The following is a 17,863-nucleotide window of genomic DNA, read 5'->3' as shown; positions in this document are numbered from 1 at the left end:
CGCAAAAAGAAGTGCGTCGGGGAATGTGGCGGGTGTTCAGGAAGGGTTCAGGATTGCCTTCAGGATCGTTCCCACGCAGCGTGGGAACGATCAGGCTGAAAGGACGATCAGCTGGCGGTGGCCAGCAACAGATCCATCACCGAACGGCTGTGCCCACGGTTTTTGCCATGCTCATACAGCGAGCCGGCAATTTCGTCCGCGCGGATCGGCAGGATCGACAACAGCGTATCGCTCAGACCATGGCTGGCCTGGCAGAAGCCCTGCATGTACAGACCGGCCTTGCAGCGCTCGTCGGTGATCAGTTTGTAGTTGCGATCGACCTCGAAGTCACCCAGGTACTCTTCCAGCGGCGCCAGCAGTTTGCGGTGCATCTGACGCTCGTAACCGGTGGCCAGCACCACGGCGTCGTAGACACGCACGGTGACTTCACCGGTGGCGTTGTTGCGCACCGCCAGTTCGATGCCGCGTTCGGTGGCGGTGGCTTTCTCGACGGTGGTCAGGGTGCGGAACGCATGACGCGCAACACCGGAGACTTTCTGACGATAGAAGATGCCGTAGATGCGTTCGATCAGGTCGATGTCCACCACCGAGTAGTTGGTGTTGTGGTACTCGTTGACCAGACGCTCACGCTCGCTGCTCTTCTGCTGGAAGATCAGGTCGGTGAATTCCGGCGAGAACACTTCGTTGACGAACGGGCTGTCGTCCGCCGGTTTCAGGGCCGAGCCGCGCAGGATCATGTCGACCTGCACCGACGGGAACGAATCGTTCAGGTCGATGAAGGCTTCCGCCGCGCTCTGACCACCGCCGATGATCGCAATGCTCATCGGTTTGTTGCTCACGCACGGCTGCCTGGCCATCTCGGCCAGGTACTGCGAATGGTGGAATACCCGGGCATCGCCCTTGAGCGCCTTGAAGGATTCAGGAATGCGCGGCGTACCGCCGGCGCTGACCACCACCGAACGCGCAGTGCGGACGAATTGCTGGCCGTCCGTCCCACGGGAAATCACCCGCAGCGCTTCGACCTGATGGTTGTGCAGCACGGGCTCGATGGTCAGCACTTCTTCGCCATAACGGCTCTGTTCGGTGAACTGCGCGGCGACCCAGCGCAGATAGTCGTTGTACTCCATGCGGCATGGGTAAAAGGTGCCGAGGTTGATGAAGTCCACCAGACGACCGTGATGCTTGAGGTAATTGACGAACGAATACGGGCTCGTCGGATTGCGCAGGGTCACCAGATCCTTGAGGAAGGAAATCTGCAGTTCGCTTTGGGTCGACAGGGTGTTGCCGTGCCAGCTGTAGGTCGGTTGCTTGTCGAGAAACAGCACATCCAGCTCGCCCAGGGTCGGGGCACGCTCCTGCAGAGCGATGGCCAGCGCCAGGTTCGAAGGGCCGAAACCGACGCCGATCAGGTCGTGAACGATGGGCGATGCAATTGCCTGTGTCATTTCCAGTGTCCTCTGGATGAACCCCCCGAACAGCGCGGAGGAAGAGCTTGGGTGACCGGCCGGCCCGGAGCAGGACAGCAGGTCGTCTGTTGAGTAGGAACGAGGACAGTGAAATAAAATTTAACGACGACGGCTCAATGGGCATCCCATTGTTTGATTCGCAGGCGGCAATGCTTCATGGCGTTGACGATGTGCTTTTCCACCAGCGCCTTGGAAATGCCAAGGCGTTCGGCGATCTCGGGGTGCGACAGGCCCTCGATCTTGCGCAGCAGAAAACTTTCGCGACACAGCGGCGCAAGCTCGGCCAGTGCACGCTGCATCATGTCCAGGCGCTGGCCATGGTCGAGGGTGCTGTGGGGGGACGGGGTGAAAAAACGCTCCTCGCTGTCGAGCACTTCCAGGGATTCGACCTGACGCAGGGCGTTGCGCCGATGGTCGTCGATCACCAGATTCAGCGCGGTGCGATAAAGGAAGGCCCGGGGTTGTTCGATGGGCGTGTCGCTGGAACGCTCCAGCACCCGCACATAAGCGTCATGCACCACATCTTCGGCCACCTGTCGGTTGCCGAGCCTGGCGTTCAGGAAACACACCAGCTCACGATAGTAGTTTTCCAACATGACTCCCGGCCGCTTGAGTGCGGGTTCTGTCCTTGAGCACACCGTTCTGCTGAGCCGCACGAGGCAGTAGCAAGATAGTGGCAACTTGAGGTGCGTAATTTATAGTAATTCTCATATAGATTTAAAGTAGTGTTTGTCGTTGCCCGACAAATTGTGTCCGGCTATACCTTCAGATTGCTGTAACAACCTGTGTCGCCGCTTAAATTCCGTTCCGCTTTCATCGTTAACAGGACAGCTCCCCGTGTCTGCCGCGCCCTGCGGCAGCGTTCAACGGTGCCCGATCCTGTGCATGCGTGCTGAACGACGGGCCGATTTCCACTGGCCGGAACCCTGCATGAAACGTCCCCGCCCCGCCCGACGCGCCCTGCTCGCAGCCCTTTGTCTGATCCCCGTCGCGGCCTACGCCGCCTGGCAGATCCTGCCGCCCGGCCGGGACAAATTCGCCACGGTGCAAGTGACCCGTGGCGATATCGAAAGCAGCGTCACCGCACTCGGCACCCTGCAACCACGGCGTTATGTGGACGTCGGCGCTCAGGCGTCGGGGCAGATCCAGAAGATCCACGTGGAAGTCGGCGATGTGGTCAAGGAAGGCCAACTGCTGGTGGAGATCGACCCCTCGACCCAGAAAGCCAAACTCGACGCCGGACGTTTTTCCATCGAAAACCTCAAGGCCCAGTTGCAGGAACAGAAGGCACAGCACGAACTGGCACAACAGAAATACCAGCGCCAGCAGCATCTCGCCGCCGGTGGTGCCACCCGTGAGGAGGATGTGCAGACCGCCCGCGCCGAACTGAAAGCCACCCAGGCGCGCATCGACATGTTCCAGGCGCAGATCCGTCAGGCCGAAGCCAGCCTGCGCAGCGATCAGGCCGAACTCGGCTACACCCGCATTTATGCGCCGATGGCCGGCACCGTGGTTGCTCTCGATGCGCGCGAAGGCCAGACCCTCAACGCGCAACAGCAGACACCGCTGATCCTGCGCATCGCCAAGCTGTCGCCGATGACCGTGTGGGCGGAGGTTTCCGAAGCCGACATCGGCCACGTCAAACCGGGCATGACCGCCTACTTCACCACCCTCAGTGGCGGCCACCGGCGCTGGAGCAGCACCGTGCGGCAAATTCTGCCAGTGCCGCCCAAGCCGCTGGACCAGACCAGCCAGGGCGGCGGCAGTCCCGCCAGTTCCAGCAAAAGTGGCAGCGCCCGGGTGGTGCTGTACACCGTGCTGCTGGATGTCGACAACTCCGACAATGCCTTGATGGCGGAAATGACCACCCAGGTGTTCTTCGTCGCCAGTCAGGCAAAAGACGTCCTCACCGCACCGGTCGCCGCCCTGCAAGGCACTGCCACGGCAAACCGGCAGACCGCCCAGGTGATCGCCGCCAATGGCGAGATTCAGTTTCGCGAAGTGCACACCGGCATCAGCGATCGCTTGAAAGTCCAGGTACTGGAAGGCTTGAGTGAAGGCGATCACCTGTTGGTCGGCCCGGCCGATGGCAGCGGAGGCTGAATGCAGACGCCCCTGATCGACCTGCTGGACATCCGCAAATCCTACGGCGGCGGCGACGCACCTGAAGTGCATGTGTTGCGCGGGATCGACCTGTCGATCCATGCCGGGGAATTCGTGGCGATTGTCGGCGCGTCCGGCTCCGGCAAATCGACACTGATGAACATCCTCGGCTGCCTCGACCGCCCCACTTGCGGCGAATACCGCTTTGCCGGGGAAAACGTCGCCGGCCTCGACACCGATGAACTGGCCTGGCTGCGCCGCGAAGCCTTTGGATTCGTGTTCCAGGGTTATCACCTGATTCCGTCCGGTTCAGCCCAGGAAAACGTCGAGATGCCGGCAATCTATGCCGGCACACCCGCCGCCGAACGCCACGCCCGCGCCGCCGCCCTGCTCGACCGCCTCGGGCTGGCCTCGCGCACCGGCAACCGCCCACACCAGTTGTCCGGCGGTCAGCAACAACGGGTGTCGATTGCCCGGGCGTTGATGAACGGCGGCCACATCATTCTTGCCGACGAACCCACTGGCGCCCTCGACAGCCACAGCGGCAAAGAGGTCATGACACTGCTCGACGAACTGGCGAGTCAGGGCCACGTGGTCATCCTGATCACCCACGACCGCGAAGTGGCAGCCCGGGCCAAGCGCATCATCGAGATCCGCGACGGCCTGATCATCAGCGACAGCGCCCGGGACAATCCCGAAGCCCAGACCACGGCCCGCCCCGGCGCCTTGCAAGCCGTCGACCTGCGCAAGCGCCTGAGCGAAGGCGCGCAAGCCTCAGGCGCCTGGAAAGGCGAGCTGGTGGACGCCCTGCATGCCGCCTGGCGGGTGATGTGGATCAACCGCTTCCGCACGGCGCTGACCCTGCTCGGGATCATCATCGGCGTAGCCTCGGTGGTGGTCATGCTTGGCGTCGGCGAAGGCAGCAAGCGCCAGGTCATGGCACAGATGGGCGCGTTCGGCTCCAACATCATTTACCTCAGCGGCTCGGCACCCAACCCGCGCACGCCACCAGGCATCGTCACCCTCGATGACGTGGCGGCGCTGGCCAGCCTGCCGCAGGTCAAGCGGATCATGCCGGTGAACGGCGCCGAGGCCGGCGTGCGTTTCGGCAACGTCGACCACCTGAGCTATGTCGGCGGCAATGACACCAACTTCCCGGCGATCTTCAACTGGCCGGTGGTCGAAGGCAGTTACTTCACCGACGCTGACGAACGCAACGCCAGCGCCGTGGCGGTGATCGGCAAGAAGGTCCGGGACAAACTGCTCAAGGATGTGCCGAACCCCATCGGCCAGTACATCCTGATCGAGAACGTGCCCTTCCAGGTAGTCGGTGTGCTTCAGGAAAAAGGCGCGAGTTCCGGCGATCAGGACAGCGATGACCGCATCGCCATCCCCTACTCCGCCGCCAGCGTCCGGCTGTTCGGCACGCGCAATCCGGAATACGTGGCCATTGCCGCGGCCGATGCGCGCAAGGTCAAGGAAACCGAACACGCCATCGAACAATTGATGCTGCGCCTGCACAACGGCAAGAAGGATTTCGAACTGACCAACAACGCCGCGATGATCCAGGCCGAGGCGCGCACGCAAAACACCCTGTCGCTGATGCTCGGTTCGATTGCTGCCATTTCGCTGCTGGTGGGCGGGATCGGCGTGATGAACATCATGCTCATGACCGTGCGCGAACGCACCCGCGAGATCGGCATCCGCATGGCCACCGGCGCCCGGCAACGGGACATCCTGCGCCAGTTCCTCACCGAAGCGGTGATGCTCTCGGTGGTCGGCGGGATCGCCGGGATCGCCCTGGCGCTGATCGTCGGCGGCGTGCTGATGCTCAGCGAAGTCGCCGTGGCGTTTTCCTTGATGGCGGTGTTCGGCGCCTTCGGCTGCGCCCTCGTGACCGGTGTTGTCTTCGGCTTCATGCCTGCCCGCAAAGCCGCCCGGCTCGACCCGGTCACGGCCCTTACCAGTGAATGATCGCTCTATGAAACCGCGCCTCAGCCTGTTGACCGTGTGCCTGTTGCTCAGCGCCTGCGGCAGTCCCGCCCAGCGTCCCGACAGCGGCTTGCAACCGCCCACGACCTGGCAATCTCCCCACGGTGCCAGCGTCGCCCGCATCGATCCGCACTGGTGGAAACAGTTCGGCAGTCCCGAGCTCGACCGCCTGATCGAACAGGCCCGCCTCGGCAGCTTCGACCTCGCGGCCGCCGTCGCCCGGGTGCGCCAGGCCCAGGCCGGCACGGTGATCGCCGGCGGCTCGCAGTTGCCGGAGGTGAAAGCCGGGGCCAACGCCAATCGCCAGAAACTGCTGCGCGGCAATGGCTACTCCCAGCTCGACGCGGACAGCAGCAACAAGGCTGTGGATTATTTCGATGCCAATCTGAGCGCGTCCTACGAAATCGACTTCTGGGGCGGCAAACGCGCCTCCCGCGACAGCGCGCAGTTTGCCCTGCAAGCCAGCGAGTTCGACCGGGCGACCGTGGAGCTGACCTTGCTCAGCGGGGTGGCCAACACCTACGCACAAGCCTTGTCGCTGCGTGAGCAAAGTCGCATCGCCGAACTGAACCTGACCAACGCGCAGAACGTGCTGAAACTGGTGCAGACCCGCTTCGACTCAGGCTCGGCCACCGCGCTGGAACTGGCCCAGCAGAAAAGTCTGGTGGCGGCGCAACAACGGCAATTGCCACTGGTGCAACAACAGGCCCGTGACGCCTTGATCAGCCTCGCCGCCCTGCTCGGCCGGTCGGTGCAGGAGCTGCAGACCGGCGCCGAACCGTTCGAGCGCCTGCAATGGCCGACCATCGCCGCCGGCGTACCCAGTGACCTGCTCAGCCGTCGCCCGGACATCGCCCGCGCCGAAGCGCAACTGGCGGCGGCCGAAGCCGACGTCAAAGTCGCCCGCGCCGCCATGCTGCCGACCGTCACCCTCACCGCCCAACTGGGCTCCGGGGCCAACCAGTTCGACGACATGATTCGCAGCCCCTTCTACAACCTCACCGCCGGGCTGGTCGCACCGATCTTCAACAACGGTCGCCTGAGCGCCGAGCGCGACAAGGCCACGGCACGCCAGGAAGAACTGCTGGAAACCTATCGCGGGGCGATCATCAACGGTTTCGCCGACGTCGAAAAAGCCCTCAACGGGATTCGCGGGCTCGATGAACAGCGGCAATGGCAAAGTGAAGAACTGAATCAGGCGCAGACTGCGTTCGATATCGCCCAGCGCCGCTATCAGGCCGGCGCCGAGGATTGGCTGACGGTGCTGGAAACCCAGCGCACGCTGTACGCGGCGCAGGATCTGAATGTGCAACTGCGCCTGTCGCGCCTGCAGGCGAGCGTAGCGCTGTACAAGGCACTGGGTGGAGGCTGGCGGACGCCCTGACGGCGTCGCCTTCGCATTGCATTCGCGGGCGAGCCCGCGAATGCGCGACAACACAGTCCTCAGAACGGACTGTTCTTCGCCGTCAGATGACGCGCATACCACGGCCGTTTCGGCACTCGCCGGAACAGGCTCTCGAGCTTCTTTTCGTCCTCGCCGAAGGTGATGCGCAGCGCCAGCTTCATTGTTTCCGGGTCCATCTCCACCGACTTGCCGACCTGCAAACCCGGCACCGTGCTGCAACCGTGAGTGGTCGGACCGAGCCATGGATCCGCCACTTCGACCCAGCGGCCTGGGGCAAACCATTTCACACCGTTGACCTCGAGTCGCGTGACCTGGCCCGGATGGAAACGCTCGTGAGCGCGGAACCAGTCCTCCACCCGGTCATCGATCCAGCCATGGAACGCCCAGAACACCGGGTTCACATGAGACGAAAACGGGTCGCCGAGAAAGTCGTTTTCCGGGGCGAACCAGCGTGCGGCGAAGTCATCCAGATCCCGGGCAAACGGCACCGGTTGACCGTTGGAGGGATCGCGTGGCACCGAGGCCCAGCGCATGTGCAGCCAGTCGTGCAGGCCCAGCTCCACCTCGGAGCCGAACTGGCCCAGAGTCAGCTTCGACAGATACTGCGGATCGCGGTACTGCGATTCCCAGACCTCGAAGTTGCTCTGGTAGGTCTCGGCGGTCTTGATGTCGCTGACCCATTGCGCGTACTCGTCGTCGCCTTCGGCCAGCCAGGTCGGCGGCAGCGAGGTGCCGTCGTGGTTATCGAAGTAACGGGCGAACCCGACACGGTCGCGAATCAGTTCCGGCTGCGGCAACGGGAAGAACTGCCAGGACGGCAGATCCTGCATGGAGCGCGCCGTACCGAGCATGTGCCGGTGCATGAAGAAGAAATCGATGCCCGAGCCATTGCGATCCTTTCGCGGGCCACGGGCGTCACGCTCAAGGTCGCGCGGGCCTGGCTGCCAGCCGAGACCACGCAAGGCATTGCGCTTGTCTTCGGACAAGGTGTGCCACTTGTCCCGCGTCGCATGCCAGACCTGGTGAAACAACCGATGCTCGGGCGATACCAGCCAGGCCAGCAGCGTCGGGTTCAACGGCGTGCGCTGTCGCGCTTCCGGGAACAGGCACTTGACCGCAACAAAACGGTGATCCTGAGCCGGCAAGGCCAACGAGCGGTCGAGACGCTGCACCGTACCGCTCAGCGTGCCGCTGCCGGCGTTGCCGAAATCGGCCCAGACCTCATCGAGGATCATGTTCAGTTCGTAGTCCACACTGCCGCCGGCACCCAACAGTCGCCAACTCAGTTTTGATGCCTCGGCCCCGGCCAGATCGCCGAGAATCCGGTAACGGGGGGTGTCGGCAGAGCGCAGACGCTCCGGCGTGTCGAGAAAGCCACACACGCCCCGGCCTTTCTGGCCGATGTCGATGAACACTTCCAGGCCCTGGGTCGGCAAGCCGTCCAGGCCGGCATCCCGGCCCGTGAAGCGGATCGTCCAGACCCCGCGCAACGCGTTCGCCAGGCGTTGCCCGGCCACGTCGGCGACATCGAAAGACGCCTCGCCGGGCGTGATCGTCGGGTCGGGCTTCGTCCATTCACGATGCCCGAAATAAGCTGCAGGTACGGCAGCGCCGGTCAACGCCAGGCCTGCCATGAACCATCGTCGAGAAATCCTCATTGCCCTACCTGTGTTCAGCCCTGAAGCAGGCTTTATCCAAGCTAGAACGTTTGCTGACCGAACAAATTTAAGCGCCATCAGGGCGGACTAATTTTCTGCCGCGCCCGCTCGTTCTTCCCAGATAGCAAAGGCCTCTGCGCCTGTACCTCGACGGCGAACCTGACTGAGATGGCAATGACAAAACCACGTTCAAAAAAGGCTCTATTCATCGGCCTGCCACTGGCCCTGGCGATCAGCGCCGGTGCCGGTTTCGCGGTCTGGGATATCGGGTTCAAGGACAATCCGGGCTACCCGGTCAAAATCATGCAGCAAGCCGAAGAACTGCACGAGCACATGCTCTCGTTCGACAGCCACATCACCATCACCCAGAACTTCGGCACCACCGGCAACGAGATCGACAAGGACGGCAGCGAGCAGTTCGACCTGGTCAAGGCCAATCGCGGACGATTGTCCGGCGCGGCGCTGACGATTTTCGGCTGGCCGGAAATCTGGAACGGCCCGAACGCCCCGCACAAGCCCACCGCCGGTTTTGTCGAAGAGGCGCGCAACCAGCAGGAGATCCGCTACAAGATCCTGTCCGGCATGGTCCGCGACTTCCCCAACCAGGTCGGCATCGCCTATACCGCCAACGATTTCCGGCGCCTGCACGGCGAAGGCAAGTTCGCGATCTTCATCAGCATGCTCAACGCCTACCCGCTAGGCCATGACCTGAGCCAGCTGGACCTGTGGACGGCACGCGGCATGCGCATGTTCGGCTTCAGCTACATCGGCAACAACGACTGGGCCGACTCGTCGCGCCCGCTGCCGTTCTTCAATGACTCGCCGGACGCCCTCGACGGTCTTTCCGATATCGGCAAGCAAGCGGTCAAGCGCCTGAATGACCTGGGCGTGATCATCGACGTCTCGCAAATGTCCACCAAGGCTCTGGAGCAAGTCGCACAACTGAGCCGTACGCCGCTGGTGGCCTCGCACTCGGCACCGCGGGCCATGGTCGATATCCCGCGCAACCTCAGCGACAAGGAAATGCAGCTGATCAAAAACAGCGGCGGCGTGGTGCAGATCGTCGGCTTCTCGCAGTACCTGCGACCGCTGACCCAAGGCACTCAGGACAAGCTCAATGAGCTGCGCAAGCGCTTCGACCTGCCGCCGCTGCCGAACCTGGCCGTGGCTCTGATGCCGGGCGATCCGATCATCTCCGCCTGGTCCGAACAGAAGTTCGGCGAGTATGCCGGCCAGCTCTACGCGATCCTCGAAGAAGAGCCCAAAGCCAGCCTCAAGGACCTGGGCGACGCCATCGATTACACCGTGCGCAAGATCGGCATCGACCACGTCGGCATCAGCTCTGACTTCAACGAAGGTGGCGGCGTCAAAGGCTGGGAGAACGTCGGCGAGATCCGCAACGTCACCGCTGAACTGCTGTCGCGCGGCTATTCCGAAGCGGACATCGCCAAGCTCTGGGGCGGCAATTTCCTGCGGGTCTGGGATCAGGTCGAGAAATCCGCCAGACCGGCGATCGCTTCGAACCGGGAAGTCGCCAGGCCATGAGTAACCGTCGTGACTTTCTGAAGCAGGCCGGGCTTCTCGCCGCGGCCTTGCCGCTGGCCGCGAGCCTGCCGAACATCGCCAGTGCCTCGACCGCCGCCGCGCTGCCACGCAACAAGTGGGCGCAGTTGCAGCAGTTGTTCGATCAGGATCCGGCCTGGCTGCACTTTTCCAACTTCCTCGTCACCAGCCACCCGCGCCCGGTGCGCGAAGCAATCGAGATGCACCGCGCCGCCCTCGACAAAAACCCGGGGCTGGCGATGGACTGGGACCACGGCGTCACCGAAAAACGGGAAGAGGACGTGCGCGCCTGGGCCGGCCAATACGTGCAGGCCGATGCCCGGCAGATTGCCCTGACCGGCAGCACCACCGAAGGGCTGGCGATGATTTACGGCGGTGTTCAGGTACGCGCCGATCAGGAAATCCTCACCACCGAACACGAACACTACGCGACCCACACGATCCTCGAACTGCGCACCCAGCGTGACGGCACCAAGGTGCGCAAGATCCGTCTGTTCAAGGATCCGTACCCGATCAGCAAGCAAGAGCTGCTGGCGAATATCGACCGCAGCATCCGCCCGCAGACCCGCGTGCTCGGCATGTGCTGGGTGCATTCGGGCAGCGGTGTGAAACTGCCGCTGGCCGACATCGGTGCGCTGGTCGACAAACACAACCGTGGCCGCAGCGAAGCCGACCGCATCGTGTATGTCGTCGACGGCGTGCACGGTTTCGGTGTGGAAGACGTGAACTTCCCCGCGATGAACTGCGATTTCTTCATCGCCGGCACCCACAAATGGATGTTCGGCCCCCGCGGCACCGGGATCGTAGTCAGCCGCACGGCGGACGTGAAATACGTCACACCGATCATCCCGACCTTTTCCGAGGCCGAACACTTCTCCACCACCATGACGCCGGGCGGCTACCACTCGTTCGAGCATCGCTGGGCGCTGACCGAGGCGTTCAAGTTGCACCTGCAACTGGGCAAGGCCGACGTGCAGGCGCGCATTCATGAGCTCAACAGCTACCTGAAAAAACGCCTGTTGCAGCGTCCACAGATCGAACTGGTCACGCCGTTGAGCCCGGAGTTTTCCGCCGGGTTCACCTTCTTCCGGGTCAAGGGCAAGGACTGCGACAAGATCGCCGCGCACCTGATGGCCAACAAGGTGGTGGCCGATGCCGTGGAGCGCGATGTCGGCCCGGTGATCCGCACCGCACCGGGCCTGCTCAACGACGAGGCCCAGATCGATCGCCTGCTGGCCGTACTGGATCAGGCGCTGTGAGCCGAACCTTTTTCCTTTTGACGAGACTCGAAATGAACAGTGAACTGCCTCGTTCCGCCCTGAAAACCCTGCCGGCGCTGATGTTCGCCGCCCTCGCCGCCAGCCTGCTGCCGAGCGCTGCACAGGCCGCCACCCAGCCAGCACCGGGCAAAGTGTTCAAGGACTGCAAGGACTGCCCGGAAATGGTCGTGCTGCCCACCGGCACGTTCACCATGGGCACGCCGGAAGACGAAGTCGGCCGTGAGCCCGACGAAGGCCCGATGCACCCGGTGACGTTCGCCAAACCGCTGGCGATCAGCCGCTTCCAGGTACTCAAGGGCGAATGGTTCGCCTACCTCAAGGACACCGGCTACCCAATGCCCGACGGCGATGATCGCCCGGGGCGCGCATGCAAGGCCGGGGTTCCGGACTACGCCGGCAGCGACCCGCGCAAGCAGTACACCGACAGGCACCCGGCGGTGTGCATGGACTTCGCCGAGGCCAACGCCTACGTGGCCTGGTTGTCGAAAAAAACCGGCAAGCCATATCGACTGGTCAGTGAATCCCTGCGTGAATACGCCGCCCGCGGCGGCACCACTGGCCCGTTCCCCTTCCCCTTCGATGAGGGCAAGGAATACAGCATCGCCAAACATGCCAACACCTACGGCGCAGCCGACGGCTACAACTTCACCGCGCCGGCCGGCAGCTTCCCGCCCAACGCCTTCGGTGTGTACGACATGCACGGCAACGTCTACGAATGGACCGCCGATTGCTACAACGACAACTACGAAGGCGCTCCGAGCGATGGCAGCGCCTGGCTGACCGGCAAATGCGAATTCAAGCGTATCCGCGGCAACGACTGGGGCGAAGCGCCGGTGTTCTCGCGCTCCGGCAACCGCAATGCGCTGGTGCCGACCGAGCGCGGCGACTGGATCGGTTTCCGGGTCGCGCGGGATCTGTAACGCCCCCGTCGCCACGCTAAATTAACCCTCCCGCCAGTCGTTCTACAGATGGCGCGATCCATTGCGACGCGCCACTGCCCTCTACGTCACCCAGGCGACGCCCGCAGCCGATGCCGGCCTTCGCCGCTCTTTCACGCAGGGAACCTCCATGAGCAAACCAACACGCGGGGTGATCAATGAATTGTTCGCCCTGCTCAAACCCTTTCGGCTGATCGTTGCCGGGTCGATCCTGCTCGGCATGGTCGGCGGCCTGAGCGTCACGGCGCTGCTGGCGACGATCAACACCGCACTGCACTCCGAAGCCGGCCTGACCAGCAACGTGGTCGCGGTGTTCGCCGGGCTGTGCCTGCTGGCCCTGGCCAGTTCGATCTTTTCCGACATCGGCACCAACTTCGTCGGCCAGCACATCATCGCCAGGCTGCGCAAAGAGCTGGGCGAAAAAGTGTTGTCGGCACCCATCGAGCAGATCGAGCGCTACCGCAGTCATCGGCTGATCCCGGTGCTGACCCACGACGTCGACACCATCAGCGACTTTGCTTTCGCCTTCTCGCCGCTGGCCATTTCCATGACCGTCACCCTCGGCTGCATGGGTTACCTGGCGATGCTGTCGTGGCCGATGTTCCTGATGATGGTGGTGGCGGTCCTGATCGGCACCATCATCCAGTACATCGCTCAGGGCCGTGGCATGCAGGGTTTCATGAAAGCCCGCGACCATGAAGACGACCTGCAAAAGCACTACAACGCGATTGCCGAAGGCGCCAAGGAACTGCGCATCCACCGTCCGCGTCGCCACCGCATGTTCGTTTCGGGCATCCAGACCACCGCCGACCAGATCTGCGACACCCAGGTGCGCTCGGTGAACATCTATGTGGTCGCCAAGACCCTCGGCTCGATGTTGTTCTTTGTGGTGATCGGCCTGGCGCTGGCCCTGCAATCGCTGTGGCCGAGCGCCGACAAAGCGGTGATGAGCGGCTTCGTGCTGGTGCTGCTGTACATGAAAGGTCCGCTGGAACATGTCATGGCGGCTTTGCCGATTGTGGGCCGCGCGCAGATCGCGTTCCGGCGGATCGCCGAGTTGTCCGAGCAATTCTCCTCGCCCGAGCCGCACTTGCTGCTCAGCGATCAGGGCAATAAAAAAACACCCGTGCACAGCCTGGAACTGGCCGATGTCTCGTACAGCTTCCCGACCGTGGAAGGCGCTGCGCCGTTCCGTCTGGGCCCGGTGAATCTGAAGATCGATCAGGGCGACATCATTTTCATCGTCGGTGAAAACGGCTGCGGCAAGACCACCCTGATCAAACTGCTGCTGGGCCTGTATGCGCCACAGCAGGGTGAAATCCGCCTCAACGACCAGGTCGTGACCGCCCTCACCCGCGACGACTATCGCCAGTTGTTCACAACGATCTTCGCCGACTATTACCTGTTCGATGACGTGGTGCAGGGCGACACGCCTATTCCGCGAGACGCCAACCAATACCTCGAGCGCCTGGAAATCGCGCACAAGGTCAGCGTGCGCGACGGTGCATTCACCACCACCGATCTGTCGACCGGCCAGCGCAAGCGTCTGGCGTTGATCAATGCGTGGCTGGAAGAGCGTCCGGTGCTGGTGTTCGACGAATGGGCCGCCGACCAGGACCCGACGTTCCGGCGGATTTTCTACACCGAATTGCTGCCGGACCTGAAGCGTCTGGGCAAGACCATCATCGTCATTTCCCACGACGATCGTTACTTCGACGTCGCCGATCAACTGGTGCGCATGAACGCCGGCAAAGTGGTCACCGAGCTGCAACCCGCCTGATCGTGAGAAATCTGTAAAAAAGTGCGTTGAGCCTTTCCGGTTTTCGGAGGGTTCAACGTCTTACTAACAGTTAATAGAAATAGTTCTCAGTCAACACTTTGAAGAGTAGAAGAACAATGCCCGCACCGCACGGACTCCACCCGCTCGCCAAGGCTCTGCTGATCCGCCGCTCCTTGCGCACCACCCTTCCAGCCCTTTGCGCCATGGCATTGACCCTGCCGGTGATCGGTCAGGCGCAGGCCGCAGCGGTGACGATCAATATTGCGGCACAGTCGCTGGGGAGCGCGCTGCAGGAATTCGGCCGCCAGACCAATCTGCAAGTGCTGTACAGCCCGGACGACGTCAGCGGCCTGCGCAGCACCGCTGTCAGTGGCAACCTGGAGCCGACCGCCGCCATCGCGCAATTGCTTCAGGGCACCGACATCGCCTACAGCGTGCAGGGCAACAATGTTTCCTTGCGTGCCCGCAGCAGCGGCGCGAGCCTTGACCTGGCGCCGACCAGCATCACCGCCGCCCTGGAGTCAGCGTGGGGCCCGGTTGACGGCATTGTTGCGAAACGCAGCGCCACCGGCTCCAAGACCGATACCGCGCTGAAGGAAATCCCGCAGACCATCAACGTCGTCACGCAAGACGAAATCAAGATGCGCGGTTCGCAGTCGGTCACCGAAGCCCTGCGCTACACCGCGGGCATGACCGGCGGCGGCTTCTCCGACCGGGTGAAGATCTTCGACGAACCGACCTCCCGGGGTTTCTCGCCAACGCCGCTGTACCTCGACGGCCTGCACCTGCCTTACGGCGGCGGCAGCACCGGCGGTTCGTTGCAGATCGACCCATACAGCCTGGAGCGCATCGAAGTGCTCAAGGGCCCGGCGTCGGTGCTCTACGGCCAGAACCAGCCAGGCGGCATCGTCAACATGGTCGGCAAGCGTCCGACGGCCACGCCTCTGCACGAAGTGATCATTGGTGGCGGCAGCTATGACCGCAAATACGGCGCCTTCGACCTCGGCGGCCCGCTCGACGATCAGGGAGAGTTTCTCTATCGCCTGACCGGTGTGGTCAACGACAGCAACTCGCAGATCGACTACGCCGACCAGAAACGCATGATGCTCGCGCCCAGCCTGACCTGGCTGCCGAACGACCGCACCAGCATCACCCTGTACGGCCAGTACCAGAAAGACCACGACACCCCGGAAGCCCAGGGCCTGCCGGCCAACGGCACCGTGTACCGCACCGCCAACGGTCGCATCAGCCGCAGCCTGTTCCTCGGCGAGCCGAATGTGAACAAGTACGACCGCGAGCAGTTCGTGCTCGGTTACGAGATTTCCCACGAACTCAACGACGTCTGGACCCTCAAGCAGAACGCCCGTTACGCGCAACTCAACGACCGTTACATCGCGCCGCTGCACGGCTACTCCTTCGAACCGAATCCGGTCACCGGCGCCGACGACGAACGTCGCCAGACCCGCTTCGGTGTGGACTGGGCCCAGGACAACAAGGTCTACGGCATCGATAACATCGCCCAGGCCAAGTTCAAGACCGGCGAGCTGGATCACACCCTGCTGCTGGGTGTCGACTACTACCAGTACAACTCCAAGTTCCTCGGCCGTTATGACCGTCAGGGCCCGGCCATCGACCTGTACAACCCGGTCTACGGCAGCCAGTTCAACTTCCGCCAGCCTTACCGTTGGGACAACACGGTCAAGCAGACCGGCCTGTACACCCAGGACCAGATGCGCTGGAACCAGTGGTTCCTGACCGTCGGCGGTCGCTACGACTTCGCCGAAACCATCAACAAGGAACCGCTGGGCGGCAACCGCTCGAACATCAAGGACGAGAAGTTCACCGGTCGTGCAGGCCTTGGCTACGAGTTCGAAAACGGCCTGACACCGTACGTGAGCTACGCCGAATCGTTCCTGCCACAGACCGGTGCCGACATGAACGGCCGTCCGTTCGAGCCGACCGAGGGCAAACAGTACGAAGTCGGCATCAAGTACGAGCCAAGCTTCGTCGACGGGTTCATCCAGCTGTCGGCCTATCAGATCGACCAGAGCAACATGCTGACCAACGACCTGAACAACCCGGGCTTCAGCAGCCAGAGCGGTTCGGTGCGTTCGCGCGGCGTGGAACTGGAAGGCAAGGTCAACGTGACCCAGAACCTGCGTGTGCTGGCCTCGGTGTCGCGCAACCAGATCAAGTGGCGCAGCGTCAACGACGGTCGCGAAGGTCGCACCCTGGCCATGAGCCCACCACTGACCGCATCGGCGTGGATCAACTACGACTTCGACCAGTCGACTTCGCTGGCCGGTCTGGGCATGGGCCTGGGCACACGCTACGTGCGCAGCAGCTATGGCTCGGACTACGAGGAAGACTCCTTCCAGATCCCGTCCTACACCGTGTATGACGCCATGATTTCCTACGACCTGGAAAAATCGCCACTGCACGTCAAAGGCGTGAAAGTGAAGATGAACCTGGAAAACCTCGCCGACAAAAAGTACGTCGCCAGCTGCAACAGCACCCTGGACTGCTACTACGGCGAAGGCCGGACCATGACCGCCGACGTGACCTACAACTGGTAACACGTTCAGCACCCGACAAGACGCCGGCATTTGCCGGCGTTTTGCTGTCTGCCCTTTTTTCCCCGGGCAATAGAAAAGGGCCGCAGACAGCGACCCTTTCAGTCCCTCGATCACCTCTGTCACCGTGCTGCAAACACCTCCAGCAGCCGCTCGGCGATGTGCTGCTGCGCCTCTTCGGCCTCATCGATGATCGCACCCATGCGCATGAAGTCATGGGTCATGCCCTCGTACACTTTCAACTCGACCTCGACACCCGCTGCCTGCAAATGCCGGGCATACGCCACGCCTTCGTCGTGCAGTGGATCGCACTCGGCCAACACCAGCAGTGTTGGCGCCACACCGGCTGAGACTTCCCCCAGCAACGGCGAGAAACGCGGATCGAGACGGTCACCCGCCTCACGCTGATAGTGGTTGTAGAACCAGTTCAGCGATGCCTTCTCCAGCAGATAACCCTCGGCGTAACGCTCGATGGAGGGCGTGCTGCGGCTGGCGTCGGTGACCGGGTAGATCAGCACCTGCAAACGCGGCTGCACCGGGGCGCCCACCAATTGTGCGGCGAGCACGGTGGCCAGGCTGCCGCCGACGCTGTCACCGGCAATCGCCAGACGCGTGCTGTCCAGCCCCAGATCCTGAGCATTTGCCACCAGCCAGTTCCAGGCATCCTGTGCATCGTTGGCGGCGGTCGGAAAACGGAACTCCGGCGCCCGTCGATAAGCCACCGACAGCACCACACATTCGGCCATCGACGCCAGCGCCCGGCACAGTGAGTCATGGGAATCGAGGCTGCCGACCACATAACCGCCACCATGGAAATACAACAGCGCCGGACGTCCGGCCCCGGCTTTCAAGGGCTGATTGCTGTAGACCCGCGCCTCCAGCAGCGAGCCGTCACGCACCGGCAGTTGCAGTTCATCGACCAGCGCAAGGTCTTCGCCGCCGGCGTCCATCAGCAGCGACGACTGATCGAACTGTTCACGGGCCTGTTCCGGGCTCAGCTCATGCATGCCCACGCGTTTGCCGCTGGCCCGGCCGTTGCCGACCAATTGCAGAAATGCGGCGATATCAGGATTCAACGACATTCAATTTCTCCAGACCACTCGGG

The 17,863-nt window shown here is 62.8% G+C and carries 12 protein-coding genes; 8 read left to right on the top strand and 4 right to left on the bottom strand.

All coding sequences use genetic code 11. The features are described from left to right. Window positions 1-107: 107 nt before the first annotated feature. Together ACSPX5_RS04490 and ACSPX5_RS04485 are read right to left on the bottom strand one after the other, a co-directional pair. A complete protein-coding gene (locus ACSPX5_RS04490; protein ID WP_439821021.1) occupies window positions 108-1,445 on the bottom strand; it encodes a lysine N(6)-hydroxylase/L-ornithine N(5)-oxygenase family protein in 1,338 nt (445 codons plus the stop codon). Between the two features lie 134 nt (window positions 1,446-1,579). Beyond that, on the bottom strand, window positions 1,580-2,062 hold the full coding sequence (locus ACSPX5_RS04485; RefSeq protein WP_169429621.1) for a sigma-70 family RNA polymerase sigma factor: 483 nt from the start codon (window positions 2,060-2,062) through the stop codon (window positions 1,580-1,582). A 334-nt stretch (window positions 2,063-2,396) separates the two neighbouring features. On the opposite strand from ACSPX5_RS04485, the gene ACSPX5_RS04480 reads away from it, so the two are divergent. Genes ACSPX5_RS04480 through ACSPX5_RS04470 form a run of 3 tightly spaced genes read left to right on the top strand, consistent with a single transcriptional unit; the run spans window position 2,397 to window position 6,945 of the window. Then, complete coding sequence (locus tag ACSPX5_RS04480) at window positions 2,397-3,569, top strand: efflux RND transporter periplasmic adaptor subunit (protein ID WP_169429620.1); 1,173 nt, start codon at window positions 2,397-2,399, stop codon at window positions 3,567-3,569. Further along, window positions 3,570-5,543 carry a MacB family efflux pump subunit gene (locus ACSPX5_RS04475; RefSeq protein WP_439821020.1) on the top strand — a complete coding sequence of 658 codons (1,974 nt, stop codon included), beginning with the start codon at window positions 3,570-3,572 and terminating at the stop codon, window positions 5,541-5,543. Between the two features lie 7 nt (window positions 5,544-5,550). Then, window positions 5,551-6,945, top strand: a complete 1,395-nt coding sequence (locus ACSPX5_RS04470) for an efflux transporter outer membrane subunit (protein ID WP_439821019.1) — start codon at window positions 5,551-5,553, stop codon at window positions 6,943-6,945. Between the two features lie 59 nt (window positions 6,946-7,004). On the opposite strand, the gene pvdP is transcribed toward ACSPX5_RS04470, so the two are convergent. Continuing rightward, window positions 7,005-8,624 (bottom strand): pyoverdine maturation tyrosinase PvdP, encoded by a 1,620-nt coding sequence (gene pvdP, locus ACSPX5_RS04465; RefSeq protein ID WP_439821018.1) that lies wholly within the window; start codon window positions 8,622-8,624, stop codon window positions 7,005-7,007. A gap of 174 nt (window positions 8,625-8,798) precedes the next feature. Here pvdP and pvdM point away from each other — a divergent pair, with 174 nt between their 5' ends. From pvdM to ACSPX5_RS04440, 5 genes are all read left to right on the top strand, one after another. After that, a complete protein-coding gene (gene pvdM, locus ACSPX5_RS04460; RefSeq protein WP_169429616.1) occupies window positions 8,799-10,169 on the top strand; it encodes a pyoverdine-tailoring dipeptidase-like protein PvdM in 1,371 nt (456 codons plus the stop codon). After that, window positions 10,166-11,446, top strand: coding sequence for a pyoverdine-tailoring periplasmic protein PvdN (gene pvdN / locus ACSPX5_RS04455; RefSeq protein WP_439821017.1), 1,281 nt, complete (start codon window positions 10,166-10,168; stop codon window positions 11,444-11,446). The genes pvdM and pvdN overlap by 4 nt, the downstream gene beginning before the upstream one ends. 32 nt (window positions 11,447-11,478) lie before the next feature. Continuing rightward, the gene (gene pvdO / locus ACSPX5_RS04450; RefSeq protein WP_439821016.1) at window positions 11,479-12,387 is read left to right on the top strand and encodes a dihydropyoverdine dehydrogenase; all 909 of its coding nucleotides are present in this window, start codon (window positions 11,479-11,481) and stop codon (window positions 12,385-12,387) included. 148 nt (window positions 12,388-12,535) lie between these two features. Next, window positions 12,536-14,185, top strand: a complete 1,650-nt coding sequence (locus ACSPX5_RS04445; protein ID WP_169429613.1) for a cyclic peptide export ABC transporter — start codon at window positions 12,536-12,538, stop codon at window positions 14,183-14,185. 116 nt (window positions 14,186-14,301) lie between these two features. Continuing rightward, window positions 14,302-16,761, top strand: coding sequence for a TonB-dependent siderophore receptor (locus tag ACSPX5_RS04440; protein WP_439821015.1), 2,460 nt, complete (start codon window positions 14,302-14,304; stop codon window positions 16,759-16,761). A 119-nt stretch (window positions 16,762-16,880) separates the two neighbouring features. On the opposite strand, the gene ACSPX5_RS04435 is transcribed toward ACSPX5_RS04440, so the two are convergent. Then, window positions 16,881-17,840 carry an alpha/beta hydrolase gene (locus ACSPX5_RS04435; RefSeq protein WP_439821014.1) on the bottom strand — a complete coding sequence of 320 codons (960 nt, stop codon included), beginning with the start codon at window positions 17,838-17,840 and terminating at the stop codon, window positions 16,881-16,883. Window positions 17,841-17,863 lie beyond the last annotated feature (23 nt).

The organism is Pseudomonas sp. HLG18, assembly GCF_051903985.1.
GTDB lineage: Bacteria > Pseudomonadota > Gammaproteobacteria > Pseudomonadales > Pseudomonadaceae > Aquipseudomonas > Aquipseudomonas fluorescens_BT.
The sequence above is the reverse complement of the archived record's forward strand: the minus strand, read 5'-3'. Positions and strand labels throughout refer to the sequence as shown.

Coding starts and splice junctions, on each gene's coding strand:
- ACSPX5_RS04490 (WP_439821021.1), bottom strand. CDS start 1,445: ATGACACAGGCAATTGCATCGCCCATCGTTCACGACCTGATCGGCGTC.
- ACSPX5_RS04435 (WP_439821014.1), bottom strand. CDS start 17,840: ATGTCGTTGAATCCTGATATCGCCGCATTTCTGCAATTGGTCGGCAAC.
- pvdO (WP_439821016.1), top strand. CDS start 11,479: ATGAACAGTGAACTGCCTCGTTCCGCCCTGAAAACCCTGCCGGCGCTG.
- pvdP (WP_439821018.1), bottom strand. CDS start 8,624: ATGAGGATTTCTCGACGATGGTTCATGGCAGGCCTGGCGTTGACCGGC.
- ACSPX5_RS04470 (WP_439821019.1), top strand. CDS start 5,551: ATGAAACCGCGCCTCAGCCTGTTGACCGTGTGCCTGTTGCTCAGCGCC.
- ACSPX5_RS04485 (WP_169429621.1), bottom strand. CDS start 2,062: ATGTTGGAAAACTACTATCGTGAGCTGGTGTGTTTCCTGAACGCCAGG.
- ACSPX5_RS04480 (WP_169429620.1), top strand. CDS start 2,397: ATGAAACGTCCCCGCCCCGCCCGACGCGCCCTGCTCGCAGCCCTTTGT.
- pvdN (WP_439821017.1), top strand. CDS start 10,166: ATGAGTAACCGTCGTGACTTTCTGAAGCAGGCCGGGCTTCTCGCCGCG.
- pvdM (WP_169429616.1), top strand. CDS start 8,799: ATGACAAAACCACGTTCAAAAAAGGCTCTATTCATCGGCCTGCCACTG.
- ACSPX5_RS04475 (WP_439821020.1), top strand. CDS start 3,570: ATGCAGACGCCCCTGATCGACCTGCTGGACATCCGCAAATCCTACGGC.
- ACSPX5_RS04445 (WP_169429613.1), top strand. CDS start 12,536: ATGAGCAAACCAACACGCGGGGTGATCAATGAATTGTTCGCCCTGCTC.
- ACSPX5_RS04440 (WP_439821015.1), top strand. CDS start 14,302: ATGCCCGCACCGCACGGACTCCACCCGCTCGCCAAGGCTCTGCTGATC.